Raw genomic sequence first — 15,633 nt, forward strand, 5'->3', positions numbered from 1 at the left:
GTTATTCCCAGTTGCCCAGGTCGGCGCTGTAGCCTTCGCCACCGGGCTGGCCGTCCTGGCCGTAGAAAATCAGGTCGAAGGCGCCGTGCTCGCCGGGGAAGCGATAGCCGAAGGCATGGCCGAACGGGTCCTTGAGGTCCGACGGCTTGGCATACGGGCCGGCCCAGCCGGCGCTGTTGCCCGGCTTGTCGACCAGTTGCTGCAGGGACTTGGGCGGCGAGCCGACATCCAGCCCGTAGCTTTCGATTTTCATGCTCAGGCTGGCCAGTTGCGCCTTGCCCGCGCCGTACTTGCCCTTGTCGACATTGCCGCCGACCTGGCGGACCACGATGGTGGCGACGATGCCCAGCAGCACGATCACGGCGAGCATTTCCAGCAGGGTAAAACCGCCCTGGCGGCGGGCAGGCTTGAATCGGGTATGGCGCATAGGTGTGGATCCTTGAGGGTTCATATATTGCTGGTCAGGCTCATCAGCGGCAGCATGATCGCGAGCATGATCACCGCCACCAGCACCGCCATGACCACGGTCAGCGACGGCACCAGCGCGGCGAGCAGGCGGTCGATGCCGCGCTTGGCTTCAACGTCGAACACATCGGCGACCTTGAGCAGCATGCTGTCGAGTTCACCGGCCTGTTCGCCGACTTCAATCATTTGCAGCGCCAGGTCGGGCAGCAGCGGCTGCGCGCCGAAGGCACTGGCCAGGGTGCCGCCGCCCTTGACGGATTCGGCGGCCTGGGCGACTTGCGCTTGCAGCGCGCGGTTGGTGCAGACCTGCCGGGCGATCACCAGCGCCTGCAGTAGCGCCACGCCGTTGCTCAGCAAGGTGCCGAGGGTGCGCGTCAACCGCGCCGCTTCGACGCGTTGCAGCAGCGGGCCGATCACACGGATGCCGAGTACATGCCGGTCATAACGTTCCCGGCGCTGCGGGTCGCGCAGGCGTGCGGCCAGCGTCCAGATCGTGACGATCAACCCGGCGAAAACCGCCAGGCCATAGGCGCCGAGAAACTGGCCGAGCCCGAGGATCACTTCGGTGATCAACGGAATGGGCACGCCCAGGTCCTTGAAGATCGGCACGAACTGCGGCACCACATAGGCCAGCAGCAGCGCCAGCGAGCCAAGTACGCCGACCACCAGAAAGGCCGGGTAGATCAGCGCGTTGATCACCTCGCCCCGCAACAATTGGCTGCGTTCCAGGTAGTCACTGAGCTGGCGCAGGGTGTTTTCCAGGGCACCGCCCGCCTCGCCCGCGCGCACCATGCTCAGGTACAGCGGCGAGAACTGGCTGCCCTCTTCCTCCAGCGCTTTGGATAACGGCTGGCCGGCGTTGACCTGTTCGCGGATACGCTCGATGAGTGCGCGGGTCTGCGGCTGGCCAGGTTGTTTGAGCAGGATGCCCAGCGAGCGCTCCAGCGGTTGGCCGGCGCCCAACAGGGTGGCCAGTTGCTGGGTGAAACTGACCAGCGCCGCCCCGCTCAATTGGCCACGGCCAAGGGCATTGCGCAGCCCTTGGGCGCCAGCCGCATCGATCTGCAATAACAGCAAACCGCGCTTGTGCAGCACGGCGACGGCGGCGTCCTGGTCCCGGGCTTCCAGGGTGCCGTTTTGCGCCTGGCCCTGGCTGTCGAGCGCGCGGTACTTGAACAGGCTCACGCGCCCTCCCCGCGGGTCACACGCAGTACTTCTTCCAACGACGTCACGCCGGCGACGGCCTGGCGCAGGCCCTCTTCATGCAAGGTGCGCAGGCCGCCACGGCGGGCGGCGGCTTCCAGGGTGGCGGCATCGGCCTGGCGCATCAGCAGGCTGCGCAGCTCTTCATTCATCACCAGCAATTCGGTGATTGCACTGCGGCCGTGGTAACCACCGCCCGGCGCATCGGCGCGGGGGCGATAGAGCATGATCGGGCGCGCATCGGTAAAGCGGTCCAGGCCATGCTCGGCGATCAGCTCGGGCGGCGCTTCGAAGGCTTCCCGGGTGGCCGGGTCCAGGCGGCGCACCAGGCGCTGGGCGAGGATGCCGTTGACGGTCGAGGCAATCAGGTAGCTTTCGACGCCCATGTCGAGCAGCCGCGTGATACTCGCCGCCGCACTGTTGGTGTGCAACGTAGAGAGCACCAAATGCCCGGTCAGCGACGATTGAATAGCGATGCGGCAGGTTTCCAGGTCGCGGATTTCGCCGATCATGATCACGTCCGGGTCCTGGCGCACGATCGAGCGCAGCGCGCCGGCAAAGTCCAGGCCGATGGCCGGCTTGACCTGAATCTGGTTGATGCCTTCCAGTTGATATTCCACCGGGTCTTCAACCGTGATGATCTTGCGCTCGGCGGTGTTGAGCCGTGACAGCGCGGTGTACAGCGTGGTGGTCTTGCCCGAGCCGGTCGGGCCGGTGACCAGCAGAATCCCGTGGGGCCGTTCCAGCACTTCGAGGAAGGTTTGCAGGCGCTGGCCATCAAAACCCAGGCTCTGGAAATTGAACTGCACGGTCTGCCGATCAAGCAAACGCATCACCACCGACTCGCCAAAGCTGGTGGGCACCGTGGACACCCGCAGGTCGAGCTCCTTGCCCTGGATACGCAGCATGATCCGGCCGTCCTGGGGCAGACGCCGCTCGGCGATGTCCAGGCGCGCCATGATTTTCACCCGCGAAATCACCGCGGCGGATGAGCTCGACGGTGGCGCCTCGGCCTCGTGCAGCACGCCGTCGATGCGGTAGCGCACCTTGAGCTGGTTTTCGAAGGGTTCGATATGGATGTCCGAGGCGCGATGTTCCACCGCGCGCTGCAGGATCAGGTTGACCAGGCGAATCACCGGCGCCTCGGAGGCCATGTCCTTGAGGTGTTCGATGTCTTCCAGCGCGCCGCTGTGCTCGTCGAGATTTTCGATCAGCGTGCCCATGGCCGAGCGTCCCTGGCCGTAGTAGCGCTCGATCAGGGTTTCGACCTCGTTGCGCGGGCCGACCGCCAGCCACACCGGCACGCCGCAGGCATAGGCCATGGCCTGGAACGGGTAGACCAGCGACGGGTTGGCCGCCAGCACGCGCAGGCCACCCTGGCTCCAGCCCACGGGCACCACCTGGTAGTGGCGCATAAAGCGCTCGGTCAGGCTCGGTAACGGGTCAAGCAAGGGTGGCGCGGCATCGGCCAGCAGCAGCGGCGCGCCGAGCAGGTCGGCCCAGGCGCGGGCCAGTTCGACCTCGGAGACCAACCCCAGGCGGGTCAGCAGGCCGAGTAACTCAGTGTCGCTGCCCTCTTGGGACAGGCGACGGGCGCGCTCCAGGTCCACGGTTTTCAAGCCGGCGTGTTGCATCAGCCACGTGCAAACCTGTTCGGTATCCGGGACGTGCAGTTGGCAGGCATCGATGGGCGTTGAGGGACTGGGCATAAGCAGCTATCTGAGGGGCAATGTTCTACAGAACTGCAGGAACCCCTTGTGGGAGGGGGCTTGCCCCCGATAGCAGTGGACCAGTTGGCGCATGTGCTGGCTGATACACCGCTATCGGAGGCAAGCCCCCTCCCACAGGGGACCGCGGTTAGTTCGAGGTCTTCGGCGCGGCCTGGCTGCTGTTCAGCGGTCGGCCACCCTTGGTGGTTTCGGCTTTCTGCTTTTTCGCCGCCTTGGCGTCGTGGGTCTGGGTCAGCACGGTGGAATCGGTAGCACCCGACGTCGCATCGGCGTCGGTTGATTCAGCGGCCATGGCCGCGCCACTCAGTGCAACGCCCAGCACGAGGCCGGCACCCAACAGGGACATTTTCATAAACATTCTCCAGTTCAAAAACAGCGGACAGCTCAAGTGGCGCCTTGAATTCGATCAAGACCCTACACCAAAGCGTTGTGTATGACAGCTTGTATAAAACATGGCCTTTTAGAACTACCGAGCGGAGCCACTAGTTTGCCATGCCGCCATATATTTTCTTAAACCAATCGACCGGTAGGTTTATGCTTAGTTCCGAAAGGTAAGGAAATATTTCTAATTTCACGCAAAAATTAGCTTTTGTTTGACTTATAACCGCAAGAATTGCCTTAATTATGCAGTTTTAGTGGTTCAAAACGCCATCGCGTAATGCCACTTAGACACTACCCATAACAACAATCCATACAATTATTAAACTTTTAATACTGCGAAACCTGCCAAGTAGTTGCAATTAGCCATCGGTTAAACATTGCGATCAAGGCGGACTATTGCCCGTAAAAAAGTGACGAGCACGCTGTGTGATGCGCGCGTTTTGGCGCCCTATTTTCAATAAACAGTTGTCGGAGAACTCCATGAACAAACGCAAAATGATCGGTGCGCAGTCGGCATTTGCCCTGCTGGCACTGGCCGTGTCCCAGGTGCATGCGGCCACCAGCCCGGCCCTGGATGAAGGCCGGGTGAGCCGCGCGGAAAAGGCCGCGGACAACACCCTGGCGAAGATGACCATGGAAGAGAAACTCGCCTACATCGGCGGCACTGGCGGTTGGGACGTCAAGCCGCTGACCCAGTACGGCATCCCGCAGATCCACGGCGCCGACGGCGGTGTTGGCGTTCGCTACACCAGCGAAGGCAACGCCCAGGGCGTGGTGTACCCGTCCGGGCCGAACCTGGCAGCCAGCTGGAACCCGCGTCGCGCCATCGATTTGGGCCGTGCCCTGGGCTACGACACCGCCAGCGGCGGTTATCAGTTCGTCACCGGTCCCGGCGTCAACCTGTACCGCATGCCGTACAGCGGCCGTGCGTTCGAGTATCTGTCGGGTGAAGACCCCTTCCTCGGCGCCAGCCTGGGGCCGGCAGTGATCAACGGCATTCAGTCGCGCGGCGTGTGGGCCAACGCCAAGCATTTCGCCGCCAATGACCAGGAAAGCAACCGCTTCCACCTCAACGAAACCATCAGCGAGCGCGTGCTGCGCGAGATGACCCTGCCGCCTTTCGAGTCCGCCTCGAAGAACAGCAAAGTCGCGATGATGATGTGTGCCTTCCAGAAGGTGAACGGCGAGTTCGCCTGCCAGAACAAACACCTGATGCGCGACATCCTGAAAACCGAATGGGGCTATCCGGGCTTCGTCCAGAGTGACTACAACGCCGTGGTCGACGGCCTGCCGGCAGCACAGGCCGGTACTGACCTGGACATGATGGGCTACCAGATGAACAGCACCGTCCTCAAGCCGTACCTGGACAGTGGTGAGCTGAGCAGCGCGACCATCGATGACAAGGTTCGCCGTATCCTCAAGCAGATCTACCTGTACAAGTTCGACAGCAAAGCCCCGCTGACCAGCCACAACATGAACAGCGCCACCAGCAACCGCACGGCGCTCAATGCCGCGCGCGAAGGCATCGTGCTGCTGAAAAACCAGAACAGCCTGCTGCCGCTGGACGCGAAAAAGGTCAAGCGCATTGCCGTGGTCGGCACCCTGGCCAAGTACGCGCCGCCTACCGGTTTCGGCAGCGCCAACGTGATGGCCGCCAACTACATCAGCGAGCTGAGCGGCTTGCAGCAACTGGCGCCAGGCGCCAAGGTCGAGTTCATCGACGGGCTGTCGCTGGACCCGGCCACCTCCAGCTGGACCCATGCCGACAGCAACGGCAACAGCGTCAAAGGCCTGAAGACCGAGTTCTTCAGCAACACCAACTGGTCCGGTGACCCGGCTGCCACGCGCACCGACACCCACGTCAACCTCGACTGGTCCACCGACAGCCTGCCGGTGAATGGCGATACCGCCGCCACGTCGATTCGTTACAGCGGCCAGATCACCCCGACCGTCAGCGGCGAACAGGTGTTCAAGGTCCGCGCCGACGGTGCGGTACGCCTGTACGTCAACGGCAAGAAAGTCCTCGACAACGGCGACGGCAAACCGCTGCCGAACAACAGCATTCCGCCGACCATCCCGGTGTTCGCCAAGGTCAATCTTGAAGCCGGCAAACCGGTCGACATCAAGCTTGAATACTCGCGCCGCAACGGCTACCTCTCCACCATGGGCGGCCTGGTTGGCGTGCAGATGAGCTGGGCATCGCTGGTTGCGCCACAGGACCTGGCCCAGTACGACGCCGTACTGGTGGCGGCCGGCAACAGCAATGAATACGAGGGCGAAGGCTTCGACCACAGCTTCGACCTGCCGGAATACCAGAACCTGCTGATCCAGAGCATCGCCAAGGTCAACCCGCACACCGTGGTCACCCTGCACGGCGGCACCGGCTTGAAGATGAGCGACTGGATCGACCAGGTGCCGGCCGCCCTGCATGCGTTCTACCCTGGGCAGAACGGCGGCCAGGCCCTGGCAGAGATCCTGCTGGGCAAGGTCAACCCGTCGGCCAAGCTGCCGATCAGTATCGAACGCAACATCGAAGACAACCCGATCTACGCGACTTTCCCCAAGTTCGACAATCAGGAAACCCTGAGCGAGATGAGCTACAAGGACGACCTGTTCCTGGGCTATCGCGGCTACGAGAAGAAGGGCATCAAGCCGCTGTATCCGTTCGGTTATGGCTTGTCGTACACCACCTTCGGCTACAGCAACATCAGCGTCAGCCCTGGCGTGGCAGTGGCCGGTGCGCCGATCAAGGTGTCGTTCGACCTGGCCAACACCGGCAAGGTCGCGGGCGCCGAAGTGGCCGAGCTGTACGTGGGCCAGAACAACCCGAAAGTCGAACGCGCGATCAAGGAGCTCAAGGGCTACAAGAAAGTGTTCCTCAAGCCTGGCCAGAGCAAGCGCGTGACCATCGAGCTCAACGACCGCTCGCTGGCCTACTACGATGTGGCCAGCAAGCAGTGGGTGGTGGACGCCGACAGCTTCAACCTGTCGGTGGGCGCTTCGTCCCAGGACATTCGCCTGAACGCCAAGCTGGTCAACCCGTTCCGCCAGGAACTGTCGACCACCACCAGCAACCCGCTACCGCGCTCGGCGCTTAATTCGACGTTGCGTGAATCGACGGTGAAGACCGGCGGCGTGCTGCATCAAAACGAAGGGGACAGCGGCACCAGCGACGGTGATGGCTATGACATGAGCGATGACAGCAGCCAGGGCAGTGCCACCGGCAACTGATCCCTGTGAGAGGGGCTTGCCCCCGATGGCGGTGGTTCAGTCGACACTTGTATCGACTGAATCACTGCCATCGGGCACATAGGTATCTACACAGGTATCTACGATGCGCAGCGAGCCGCTCTTGATCTTGATCTGCTCTTGATCTCAGGCGCCCCGTTAAACCACGCTGGCCGAACGCAGGCTTGAATCCGTGGGTAACCCGGCAGGACGCCGGGTTAGCCGCCCCGCGCCATGGATGGCGCGTGGCGGCGGCCCACGGATTCAAGCCTGCGTTCGGGCACACCGAGCCTGGGCGAGGTGCCGAGTGGTGGGGCAAGAGCGTTTTGCTTACTTTTGCGCTTTTCAAAAGTGAGCCGCTGTAAAAGCGGAACCCATAGCAGCCGTGACCGCAGAAACGGATATGTACTCGGTCTGATCCAATATCCTGGTCGGCCTGAGGCCGCCATCGGGGGCAAGCCCCCTCCCACATTTGGACTGGGATCGATATCAAAATCCTGGTCGGTCCTGAGGTCGCCATCGGAGGCAAGTCGAATCGTCGCACCGCCCCTCCCACATGTTGACTGCGTTCGACTCAGGTTCTAATGGCCGCTTCGACCCGCGCAATGTAGGCATCGAACCGCGCCACCAGGTCCACTTGCTCCGGAAAGCGCAGCCACTGGATCTGCAGGCCATCCATCATGGCCAGGATTTCTTCCACCAGCCCGGCGATGTCCACGTCGCTGCGCACCTCCCCCGCCGCCACCAAGTCGGCAAACTGCTCCTGCAAACGGCGCTGGATCCCCGCATAGCGCTCCTGGAACCAGCCCCACGCAGGTTGGGTATCAAGCAGGCTTTCCGCATTCAAAATGGTAAACGCACGTACCACGCCAGGCGCGGTGGCATTCGAGCGGTTGATCGCGCGCAGGCTGCCGAGCAACCCGGTCAACGACTTCTCGGCGCGTACTTCATCGGCAATCCGTTGGTTGACTTCGTCGCGGCGTTGCAGCACGCCCATCAACAACGAGATCTTACTGGGAAAGTGATGCAGCAGGCCGGCCACGGAAATACCGACAATCGCCGCCACCTGGGCCACGGAAGCGCCGCTGTAGCCCTCCAGGGAGAACACCTGCAAGGCCGCGTCCAGCAGCTCTTCGCGGCGTTTTTCGCCCTTGGGTGCGCGGCGGGTTTTAGGGGCTGGTTCGGTCATGGGAACATCCTTGTGGGCAGGCTTGCACCGTATCCAAATTGCCCCTGGGCCGCAAATAAAGCTCAGGCGCTTTCGCGTTCGATCAGGCGGCAGTCCAGCAGGTTCAAGCGCTGCACCTCACCCACCAGCGCCAGCACGCCAAGGCTTTCCAGCACCCGCGTGGCCGCCAGCACACCGATTTCCAGCGCCGGCGGCTTGATGGTACTCAGGCTCGGCAACAGCATTTCGGCAAACGGGTAATCGCCGAAACCGAGTACCGCGCAGTCCTGGGGGATCTTCAGCCCGGCACGTTGCCCCGCCAGCAAGCCACCGGCGGCCAGGTTGTCATTGGCGAAGAAGATCGCGTCGGGCGGTGTGGCATGGCTCATCAGGATTTCCATCGCCTGCTTGCCCGCCTCAAAAGGCGCGCGGTCGGCGTCGGGGGCGAAGACCCAGGGCTGCACGCCCAGTTCGGTCAGGGTCGCGGCGAACCCCTCGCCCCGCTCGCGGGCGCTCAGGTCCCCCGCGGCGCTGTTGTGCACGAAAGCAATGCGTCGGTAGCCCTTGGCGTGCAGGTAACGCGCGGCCGTCACGCCGACTTCATAGTGGGAAAAACCGATCTGCAACGGCTCACGCTCGGGCACGTAGTCCCAGGTTTCCACCACGGGGATGTCGGCATCGGCGATCATTTTTTCGGTGCCTGCACTGTGAAAACGGCTGGTCAGCACCAGCGCCGCCGGCGACCAGCCGAGGAAGGCGCGCACCGCACTTTCTTCCTGCTCGGCGCTGAAATAACTGGACGCCAGCAACAGCTGGTACCCATGCCGGCTGAGGGTATCGCTGAACCCCTGAAGGGTATTGGCGAAGATAGGCCCCGAGATGTTCGGGATCACCATCGCCACGATCCGGCCCCGCGCGGAAGCCAGCCCGCCAGCCACCAGATTCGGCACATAACCCAACTCGGCCACCACCTCGGCAATCCGCTCGCGGCGTTCGGGTGAGACCTGCTCCGGCTGGTTGAAATACCGCGACACGGTGATCGCCGATACCCCGGCCTGACGCGCGACGGTGCTCAGGGTGACGCGACCGGCGCCACGGCGTTTGCGCGGTTTTTCTTCGTTCACGGAAAGATCCTGTTCAAACCTAAAAGGAATATAGGACTAATTTTTTAGTATTTGACGCTCTAAGCAAGACTTACCAATAATGCCGATGTTAGCGCTAACAAAGCGCATTGTCTGCTACTCGCTCGAGCGAATGCCCAAGACATTCACACAGGCGCTGACGGTCGCAGAACCGCAGCGGACCAGGGCATTTTTTCGAGCGGGCACAGCATGCACAATTTCCCACGGCACACCCATTTACTGCTTCTGGCTGGCCTGAGCGCCCTTCCCGTCCCCGGCGCTTTTGCAGGCGACGCACCGGAACTCACGCTCAAGGCCGTCACCGTCACCGCGACCCGCCGCGAAGAGTCGCTGCAGAAAATCCCGGTGGCGGTCTCGGTGCTCGACGGCGAACAACTGGAACGCGACAACCGCAATGGCGTGGCGAGCATTGCGCAGCAAGTGCCGTCGCTGAATTTCCGCACCGGCGCGTCGAACAAGGACACCTCGTTGTTCGTACGCGGCGTGGGCACCATTTCCACCTCTCCCGGCGTCGAACCGACGGTGGCCACGGTGATCGACGGCGTGGTGTACGCCCGCCCCGGCCAGGCCACCCTCGACCTGCTGGACCTGGATCGCATCGAAGTGTTGCGCGGCCCACAGGGTACGTTGTTCGGCAAGAATGCCTCGGCCGGGGTGCTGAATATCACCAGCAAGGCGCCGAGCGCCGAGACCCACGGCTTTATCGACCAGTCGTTCTACAGCGGCAATGAAAGCCGCACCCGCTTCGGTATCGGTGGCAGCCTGGTGCCGGAGGTGCTCAAGGGTTCGATCAGTACCTTGTTCGGCAGCTACGACGGCAACGTCGATAACCGCCACAACGGTCAGGAGGTCAACGGTTACAACCACAAGGGCATTCGCGGCAAGCTGGAATTCACGCCCGATGACGACGTGAAGCTGACCCTGATCGCCGACTACATGCAGTCCCACGATGACGCGCCCAATGGCGTAGTCAGCCAGTCCCTGAGCCCGGCGTTCGGCAACGCGTTGAGCCCGGTTCGCGCCTCCAGTGACAACCGCGACATCAACACCGATACCCGCAGCCATGTGCAAGACACCAACAAGGGCCTGTCGGCCCAACTGGACTGGAACCTGGGCGCCTATACCCTGACGTCGATCACCGCCTGGCGCGGCTGGGACAACACCCAATATCAGGACGGCGACCGCCTCGGCACGGTCAGCGCTGCCTTCCCCGGCACCGCCGACAAGGGCGACCTGGCGTTCGACCAGTACTCTCAGGAATTTCGCCTGGCTTCACCCAAGGGCGAATTCCTCGAGTACGTCGGTGGCCTGTTCTACATGCATGGCAAGGACGAGGAAACCTACCGGCGCACTCTCACCACGACTACGCGCGTCGACCGTGGCGTCGCCGACTACAGCACCACCAGCGACAGCTATGCGGCGTTCGGCGAGACCACCCTCAACTTCACCTCGCGCTTTCGCGGTATCGCCGGGTTGCGCTATACCCATGACGACTTGAAATACGACCACCGCCGCGTATCCACCTCGGCCAGCACCGTCAGCGGCATTCAACCGGCCACCGCAAGTTCCGGCTCGGTGGACGAGGACGGCTGGTCCGGTCGCCTCGGTGTGCAGTACGACCTGAGCGACAGCGTCACCAGCTACCTCACCTACTCGCGTGGCTACAAAGGCCCGGCCTATAACGTGTTCTTCAACATGCAGCCGCGCGACACCGACGCGCTCAAGCCGGAAACCTCCAACACCTGGGAAGCCGGGATCAAGGCCAGCGCGTGGAACAACCGCCTGACCACCAACCTGGCGGTGTTCCACAGCGACTACGACAACTATCAGGCCAACTTTTTCGACACGGTCGCAGGCCAGGTGGTGACGCGCCTGATCAACGCCGGCAGCGTCAGCACCGAAGGGGTCGAGCTCGATTACGCGTTGCAGGCCACCCAGCAACTCAAGCTTTCCGGCGCCCTGGCCTATACCCGTGCGCGCATCGACCAATTCGCCTGCCCGCCAGGCGCAGCGGCCACCTGCAACGTGAATGGCAAACCCCTGCCGTACAGCCCGGACTGGAAAAGCTACGTGCGCGCCGACTACAGCATCCCCCTGGATAACGGCCTGGATATCGAACTGGGCACCGACTACAGCTGGCAGAGCGAAGTGCAGTACGACATCAGCCAGAACCTGGACACTAAGCAAGGCGCGTACGGCATCTGGAACGCCAGCGTGGCCCTGGCCGACTACACCCACGGCTGGCGCGTGGCGCTGCTGGCGAAGAACCTGGCCGACAAGTCCTACTCGCCGCTGCTGGCCAGCGGCGGCAACTACATCTACCGCGCCGTGCCCCGTGACGACGAGCGTTACGTCGGCGTGCAACTGCGCAAGGATTTCTAGCATGAGCCGTCAACTCAAACTCGGCGCGTTCCTGATGGCCACCGGGCACCACGTGGCCGCGTGGCGCCATCCGGATGTGCCGGCCAACGCCGGGCTGGATTTCGCCCATTACAAGCACCTGGCTCAGGTTGCGGAAGCGGCCAGGTTCGACGCCCTGTTCGTGGCCGACAGCATCGCCGCCGCCACCGGTGAAATCGCCAGCCGGATGGCGCGTTCGGATCATTTCGAACCGCTCACCCTGCTCTCGGCGCTCAGTGCCGTGACCGAGCATATCGGCCTGATCGCCACCGCCACCACCAGCTACAACGAGCCCTACCACGTGGCGCGCAAATTCGCTTCGCTGGATCACCTGTCCGGCGGGCGTGCAGGCTGGAACCTGGTGACCTCGGACAACGCCGCCGAAGCGCTGAATTTCGGCCGCGATGAACACCTGGGGCACACTGAACGCTACCGCCGCGCGCGGGAGTTTCATCAGGTGGTGACAGGGTTGTGGGACAGCTGGGACGACGACGCCTTCGTGCGCGACAAGGCCAGCGGGCGCTATTACGACCCGCTCAAGTGCCATGTCCTGGACCATGTGGGCGAGCACTTCCGGGTCAAAGGCCCGCTGAACGTGGCGCGTTCGCCCCAGGGCCAGCCGGTGATCGTGCAGGCCGGTTCTTCGGAAACCGGCCGTGAACTGGCGGCGCAGACCGCCGAGGTGGTGTTTACCGCACAGACCTCATTGGCCAGTGCCCAGGCGTTTTACCGCGACCTCAAGGGGCGTATGGGCCGCTATGGGCGCGAGGCGGACGCGCTGAAAATCATGCCGGGCGTGTTGGTGGTGGTCGGGCAGACCGAGGCCGAGGCCCGGGCGAAATTCGAGACGTTTCAAGAACTGGTCGAGCCCCAGGTGGGTGTGGCGTTGCTGGGGCGCATGCTGGGTAATTTCGACCTGTCCGGCTACCCGCTGGATGGACCGTTGCCGGCGCTGCCCTTGACCGACAGCGGGCAACGCAGCCGCCAGCAACTGCTGAGCGAAATGGCCCATCGTGAACAGCTGACACTGGCGCAACTGGGGCGGCGGATTGCCGGCGGACGCGGTCACTACAGCCTGATCGGCACGCCGGAGCAGATTGCCGATGAGCTGCAGCACTGGTTCGAAAACGGCGCGGCGGATGGTTTCAATATCCTGGTGCCGCACCTGCCAGGCGGGCTGGAGGACGTGGCCCGCTGGGTGGTGCCGGAGCTACAACGGCGCGGTGTGTTTCGTCGCGAATACAGCGGCACCACACTGCGGGAAAACCTCGGCCTGGCGCGGCCGCAAAATCGTTTCGGCACCACTCAATCCGGGACGCTATGAGATCAAATGTGGGAGGGGGCTTGCCCCCGATTGCGGTGTGTCAGCCACATAATTTATAGCTGACAGAAAGCCATCGGGGGCAAGCCCCCTCCCACAGGTTGATGTGCGTTTACAGCCCTCAGAAATCGACAGTGGCCGACAACAGGTAGGTACGCGGTGTCGACAGGGTCAATCCCGGCTCGCTGTCATCCGACGCACCGGCCGAACTCCAATAGCGCTTGTCGGCAACGTTCTCCACGTTGGCGCGCAGGGTGATGTGCTTGTCATCGACCTTGAACGCGTAACGCGCGCCCACGTCGATGCGGTTCCAGGCGTCGATCTGCTTGACGTTGGACTGGTCCAGGTACTGTGAGCTGGAGTAGATGCCGCGACTGGTCAAGGTCAGGCCTTCCAGCGTCGGCACGTCCCATTCGGCGCCCAGGTTCACGTTGTATTTGGGTGTGGCGGGCGCGCGATTGCCGTCGAACGTACCGTTGGTGGTGTGAGTCAATTCGCTGTCGATGTACATCATCCCGCCGAGCAGACGGAACCCCTTCAACGGTTCGCCGAACACGCTCAATTCCACCCCATTGTTCTGGCGCTTGCCGTTGGGGCCGAACACCCGCGAGGTGGCGTTGGTTTCATACGCCGGCTGCTTGATACGGAACACGGCGGCGGTCACGGCAAAGGCCCCGGCGTCGTACTTGGCGCCCGCCTCGATCTGGCGGCTGATAAAGGGCGGGAAGATTTCGTCTTCGTTGATCGAGGTGGACGGTGCGACCTTGCCCTGGCTCAAACCCTCCATATAGTTGGCGTACAACGAGAGTTTGTCGGTGGCCTTGAACAGCACGCCGCCCGAGGGCGAGATCTTTTCTTCATCGTAGGCGGTGGCGCCTTTGACGTTGTCGGTCCAGTCATCCACCTTCACCCGCTGCCAGCGCGCGCCGAGGGTCAGCAGCAAGCGGTCGTCGAAGAAGCCCAGGGTGTCGGACAAGGCCACGCCGCTGAACTTATTTTCGGTGTAGACCTTGGAATCAAAGCGCGTCGGCCGCGACGGCACCCCGGTCTGGACCGGGTTATAGAGATTGCTCGGCGCCGCCGCATAGCGCGCCCCGCCGTTTTCAAAGTCCATGTAGAAATAGCTGGCCGCCAGGTTGACTTCATGGCTGACCGGCCCGGTGTGGAACCAGCTGCGCACGCCGGCGGTGGCGGTGCGCACATTTTCATCGCGGGTAAAATCACGCGGCAGCACGCTGAAATCCCCGGCGTTATTGGTGACCGACACTGCGTGGCGCAGGAAGTCATGGTTACTCTTGCGCGCGCCTACCCCGCCGTACAGCATCACACTGTCGCTGAGGTCAAACTCGCCGTTGAGCGTGCCAAAGGTGTCGTTGGTACTGGCCTTGCTCCAGGACTGCGCGTAGTTGCGCCGCACATCGTTGGCGCTCGGCACCTTGGCATTGGCGCCGACTTGCACGCGTTCCTGGGGCGCGTCGGTGTCGCGCTCGGTACGGCCGATATCGGTGGAGAGGCGCAGGCGCTCGCCGCGAAAGTCCAGGCCGAGCACCGCCATTTCGCGATCGACCGACTGGTGATCCCACTCCGTATCCCCAGCCTGTTTCACTCCGTTGAAACGGATGCCGAATTTATTGTCCTCGCCAAACCGGCGCCCGATATCCACTGCGCCACCGGCCTGGCTGTCGGACGCCCAACTGCCGGTGAACGAATTGATGTCCTTGTCGGTAGCCCGCTTGGGTACCACGTTGATCCCGCCGCCGACACTGCCGCGTGGGGAGATGCCGTTGATCAACTGCGTCGGGCCCTTGACGATATCGACGCGGTCGGCCATTTCCATGTCAATGGTGTAAGTGGGCAACACACCGTACAAACCGTTATAGGCCACGTCGCTGTTGAACAGGCTGAACCCACGGATGGTGAACTGCTCATAACGCCCGCCGGCCGGGTTGGTGGCGCGCACCGAAGGGTCGCTGGCGATCAGATCGCCAAGGGTGCGCGCCTGCTGATTCTTCACCGCATCCGCGGTGTAGGTGGTCATGCTGAACGGCGTTTCCATGAAGTCCCGCGCGCCCAACAGCCCTTGCGAACCACGACGCGCCACCTGGCCACCGGCATAGGTGTCGCCGTCGGCCAGACCTGTGGTGCCCACAATAGATGTCGGCGCCAATTGCAGGCTGGCGCCCTCCGGCGCCGCCACCAACACATACGCCTGCTCGCCCATCGGTTGCAGTTGCAGGCCGGAACCTTGCAGCAACCGCGCGAAGCCCTCCTCCACACCATAATCGCCAGACAAGCCACTGCTGCTGCGACCGCTGACCAGCGCCGGATCGATCGACAGGTTGACCCCCGCCAGCCCGGCAAAACGCGTCAGCGCCGCACTCAAGCTGCCGGCCGGTACCTGGTAACTGCGACGGGCGGCGGCGTCTTCGGCGTAACTGAACGGGATGAACAGCGGGCTGGTGCTGAGGCTGAGCAGCAGGCTCAGTTTCAGCAAAGGGCGCAAGCGCATGGTGGGGACTGCGGGCATGGGAAGGCTCTCGATTTTATTCACTGCCTGGAATGACAGGCGAAGTGGAAAAAAGGGACAGGCCCGGG

General features: G+C 63.0%; 10 protein-coding genes. 3 read left to right on the forward strand and 7 right to left on the reverse strand.

The annotated features are described in order from the left end of the window. Position 1: 1 nt before the first annotated feature. The 4 genes from gspG to MRY17_RS16385 all read right to left on the reverse strand — a co-directional run bounded on the left by gspG (position 2) and on the right by MRY17_RS16385 (position 3,750). The gene (gene gspG, locus MRY17_RS16370; RefSeq protein ID WP_027607415.1) at positions 2 to 427 is read right to left on the reverse strand and encodes a type II secretion system major pseudopilin GspG; all 426 of its coding nucleotides are present in this window, start codon (positions 425 to 427) and stop codon (positions 2 to 4) included. A gap of 20 nt (positions 428 to 447) precedes the next feature. Continuing rightward, a complete protein-coding gene (gene gspF / locus MRY17_RS16375) occupies positions 448 to 1,650 on the reverse strand; it encodes a type II secretion system inner membrane protein GspF (RefSeq protein WP_243352497.1) in 1,203 nt (400 codons plus the stop codon). Beyond that, the gene (gene gspE / locus MRY17_RS16380) at positions 1,647 to 3,377 is read right to left on the reverse strand and encodes a type II secretion system ATPase GspE (RefSeq protein ID WP_243352498.1); all 1,731 of its coding nucleotides are present in this window, start codon (positions 3,375 to 3,377) and stop codon (positions 1,647 to 1,649) included. The genes gspF and gspE overlap by 4 nt, the downstream gene beginning before the upstream one ends. A gap of 148 nt (positions 3,378 to 3,525) precedes the next feature. After that, a complete protein-coding gene (locus MRY17_RS16385) occupies positions 3,526 to 3,750 on the reverse strand; it encodes a hypothetical protein (RefSeq protein ID WP_243352499.1) in 225 nt (74 codons plus the stop codon). Positions 3,751 to 4,259: 509 nt separating this feature from the next. Between MRY17_RS16385 and MRY17_RS16390 the strand changes: the two genes are divergently transcribed. Then, entirely contained in the window at positions 4,260 to 7,010 is a 2,751-nt protein-coding gene (locus MRY17_RS16390) for a beta-glucosidase (RefSeq protein WP_243352500.1), read from the forward strand. 571 nt (positions 7,011 to 7,581) lie between these two features. Here MRY17_RS16390 and MRY17_RS16395 read toward each other — a convergent pair. Together MRY17_RS16395 and MRY17_RS16400 are read right to left on the reverse strand one after the other, a co-directional pair. Beyond that, the gene (locus tag MRY17_RS16395; RefSeq protein WP_243352501.1) at positions 7,582 to 8,196 is read right to left on the reverse strand and encodes a TetR/AcrR family transcriptional regulator; all 615 of its coding nucleotides are present in this window, start codon (positions 8,194 to 8,196) and stop codon (positions 7,582 to 7,584) included. 62 nt (positions 8,197 to 8,258) lie between these two features. Next, positions 8,259 to 9,299 carry a LacI family DNA-binding transcriptional regulator gene (locus tag MRY17_RS16400; RefSeq protein ID WP_243352502.1) on the reverse strand — a complete coding sequence of 347 codons (1,041 nt, stop codon included), beginning with the start codon at positions 9,297 to 9,299 and terminating at the stop codon, positions 8,259 to 8,261. Between the two features lie 207 nt (positions 9,300 to 9,506). Between MRY17_RS16400 and MRY17_RS16405 the strand changes: the two genes are divergently transcribed. Next, on the forward strand, positions 9,507 to 11,699 hold the full coding sequence (locus MRY17_RS16405; RefSeq protein ID WP_243352503.1) for a TonB-dependent receptor: 2,193 nt from the start codon (positions 9,507 to 9,509) through the stop codon (positions 11,697 to 11,699). A gap of 1 nt (position 11,700) precedes the next feature. Further along, positions 11,701 to 13,041 (forward strand): LLM class flavin-dependent oxidoreductase, encoded by a 1,341-nt coding sequence (locus tag MRY17_RS16410; RefSeq protein ID WP_243352504.1) that lies wholly within the window; start codon positions 11,701 to 11,703, stop codon positions 13,039 to 13,041. Positions 13,042 to 13,159: 118 nt separating this feature from the next. Here MRY17_RS16410 and MRY17_RS16415 read toward each other — a convergent pair whose 3' ends face one another. Further along, a complete protein-coding gene (locus MRY17_RS16415) occupies positions 13,160 to 15,565 on the reverse strand; it encodes a TonB-dependent receptor (protein WP_243352505.1) in 2,406 nt (801 codons plus the stop codon). Positions 15,566 to 15,633 lie beyond the last annotated feature (68 nt).

This window comes from Pseudomonas orientalis (genome assembly GCF_022807995.1).
In the GTDB taxonomy this organism is placed as follows: domain Bacteria; phylum Pseudomonadota; class Gammaproteobacteria; order Pseudomonadales; family Pseudomonadaceae; genus Aquipseudomonas; species Aquipseudomonas orientalis_B.

What these genes read in the sequence shown, in the direction of transcription:
- gspG (WP_027607415.1), bottom strand. Translation starts at nt 427, where the DNA reads ATGCGCCATACCCGATTCAAGCCTGCCCGCCGCCAGGGCGGTTTTACC.
- gspE (WP_243352498.1), bottom strand. Translation starts at nt 3,377, where the DNA reads ATGCCCAGTCCCTCAACGCCCATCGATGCCTGCCAACTGCACGTCCCG.
- MRY17_RS16385 (WP_243352499.1), bottom strand. Translation starts at nt 3,750, where the DNA reads ATGAAAATGTCCCTGTTGGGTGCCGGCCTCGTGCTGGGCGTTGCACTG.
- MRY17_RS16390 (WP_243352500.1), top strand. Translation starts at nt 4,260, where the DNA reads ATGAACAAACGCAAAATGATCGGTGCGCAGTCGGCATTTGCCCTGCTG.
- MRY17_RS16395 (WP_243352501.1), bottom strand. Translation starts at nt 8,196, where the DNA reads ATGACCGAACCAGCCCCTAAAACCCGCCGCGCACCCAAGGGCGAAAAA.
- MRY17_RS16405 (WP_243352503.1), top strand. Translation starts at nt 9,507, where the DNA reads ATGCACAATTTCCCACGGCACACCCATTTACTGCTTCTGGCTGGCCTG.
- MRY17_RS16410 (WP_243352504.1), top strand. Translation starts at nt 11,701, where the DNA reads ATGAGCCGTCAACTCAAACTCGGCGCGTTCCTGATGGCCACCGGGCAC.
- MRY17_RS16415 (WP_243352505.1), bottom strand. Translation starts at nt 15,565, where the DNA reads ATGCCCGCAGTCCCCACCATGCGCTTGCGCCCTTTGCTGAAACTGAGC.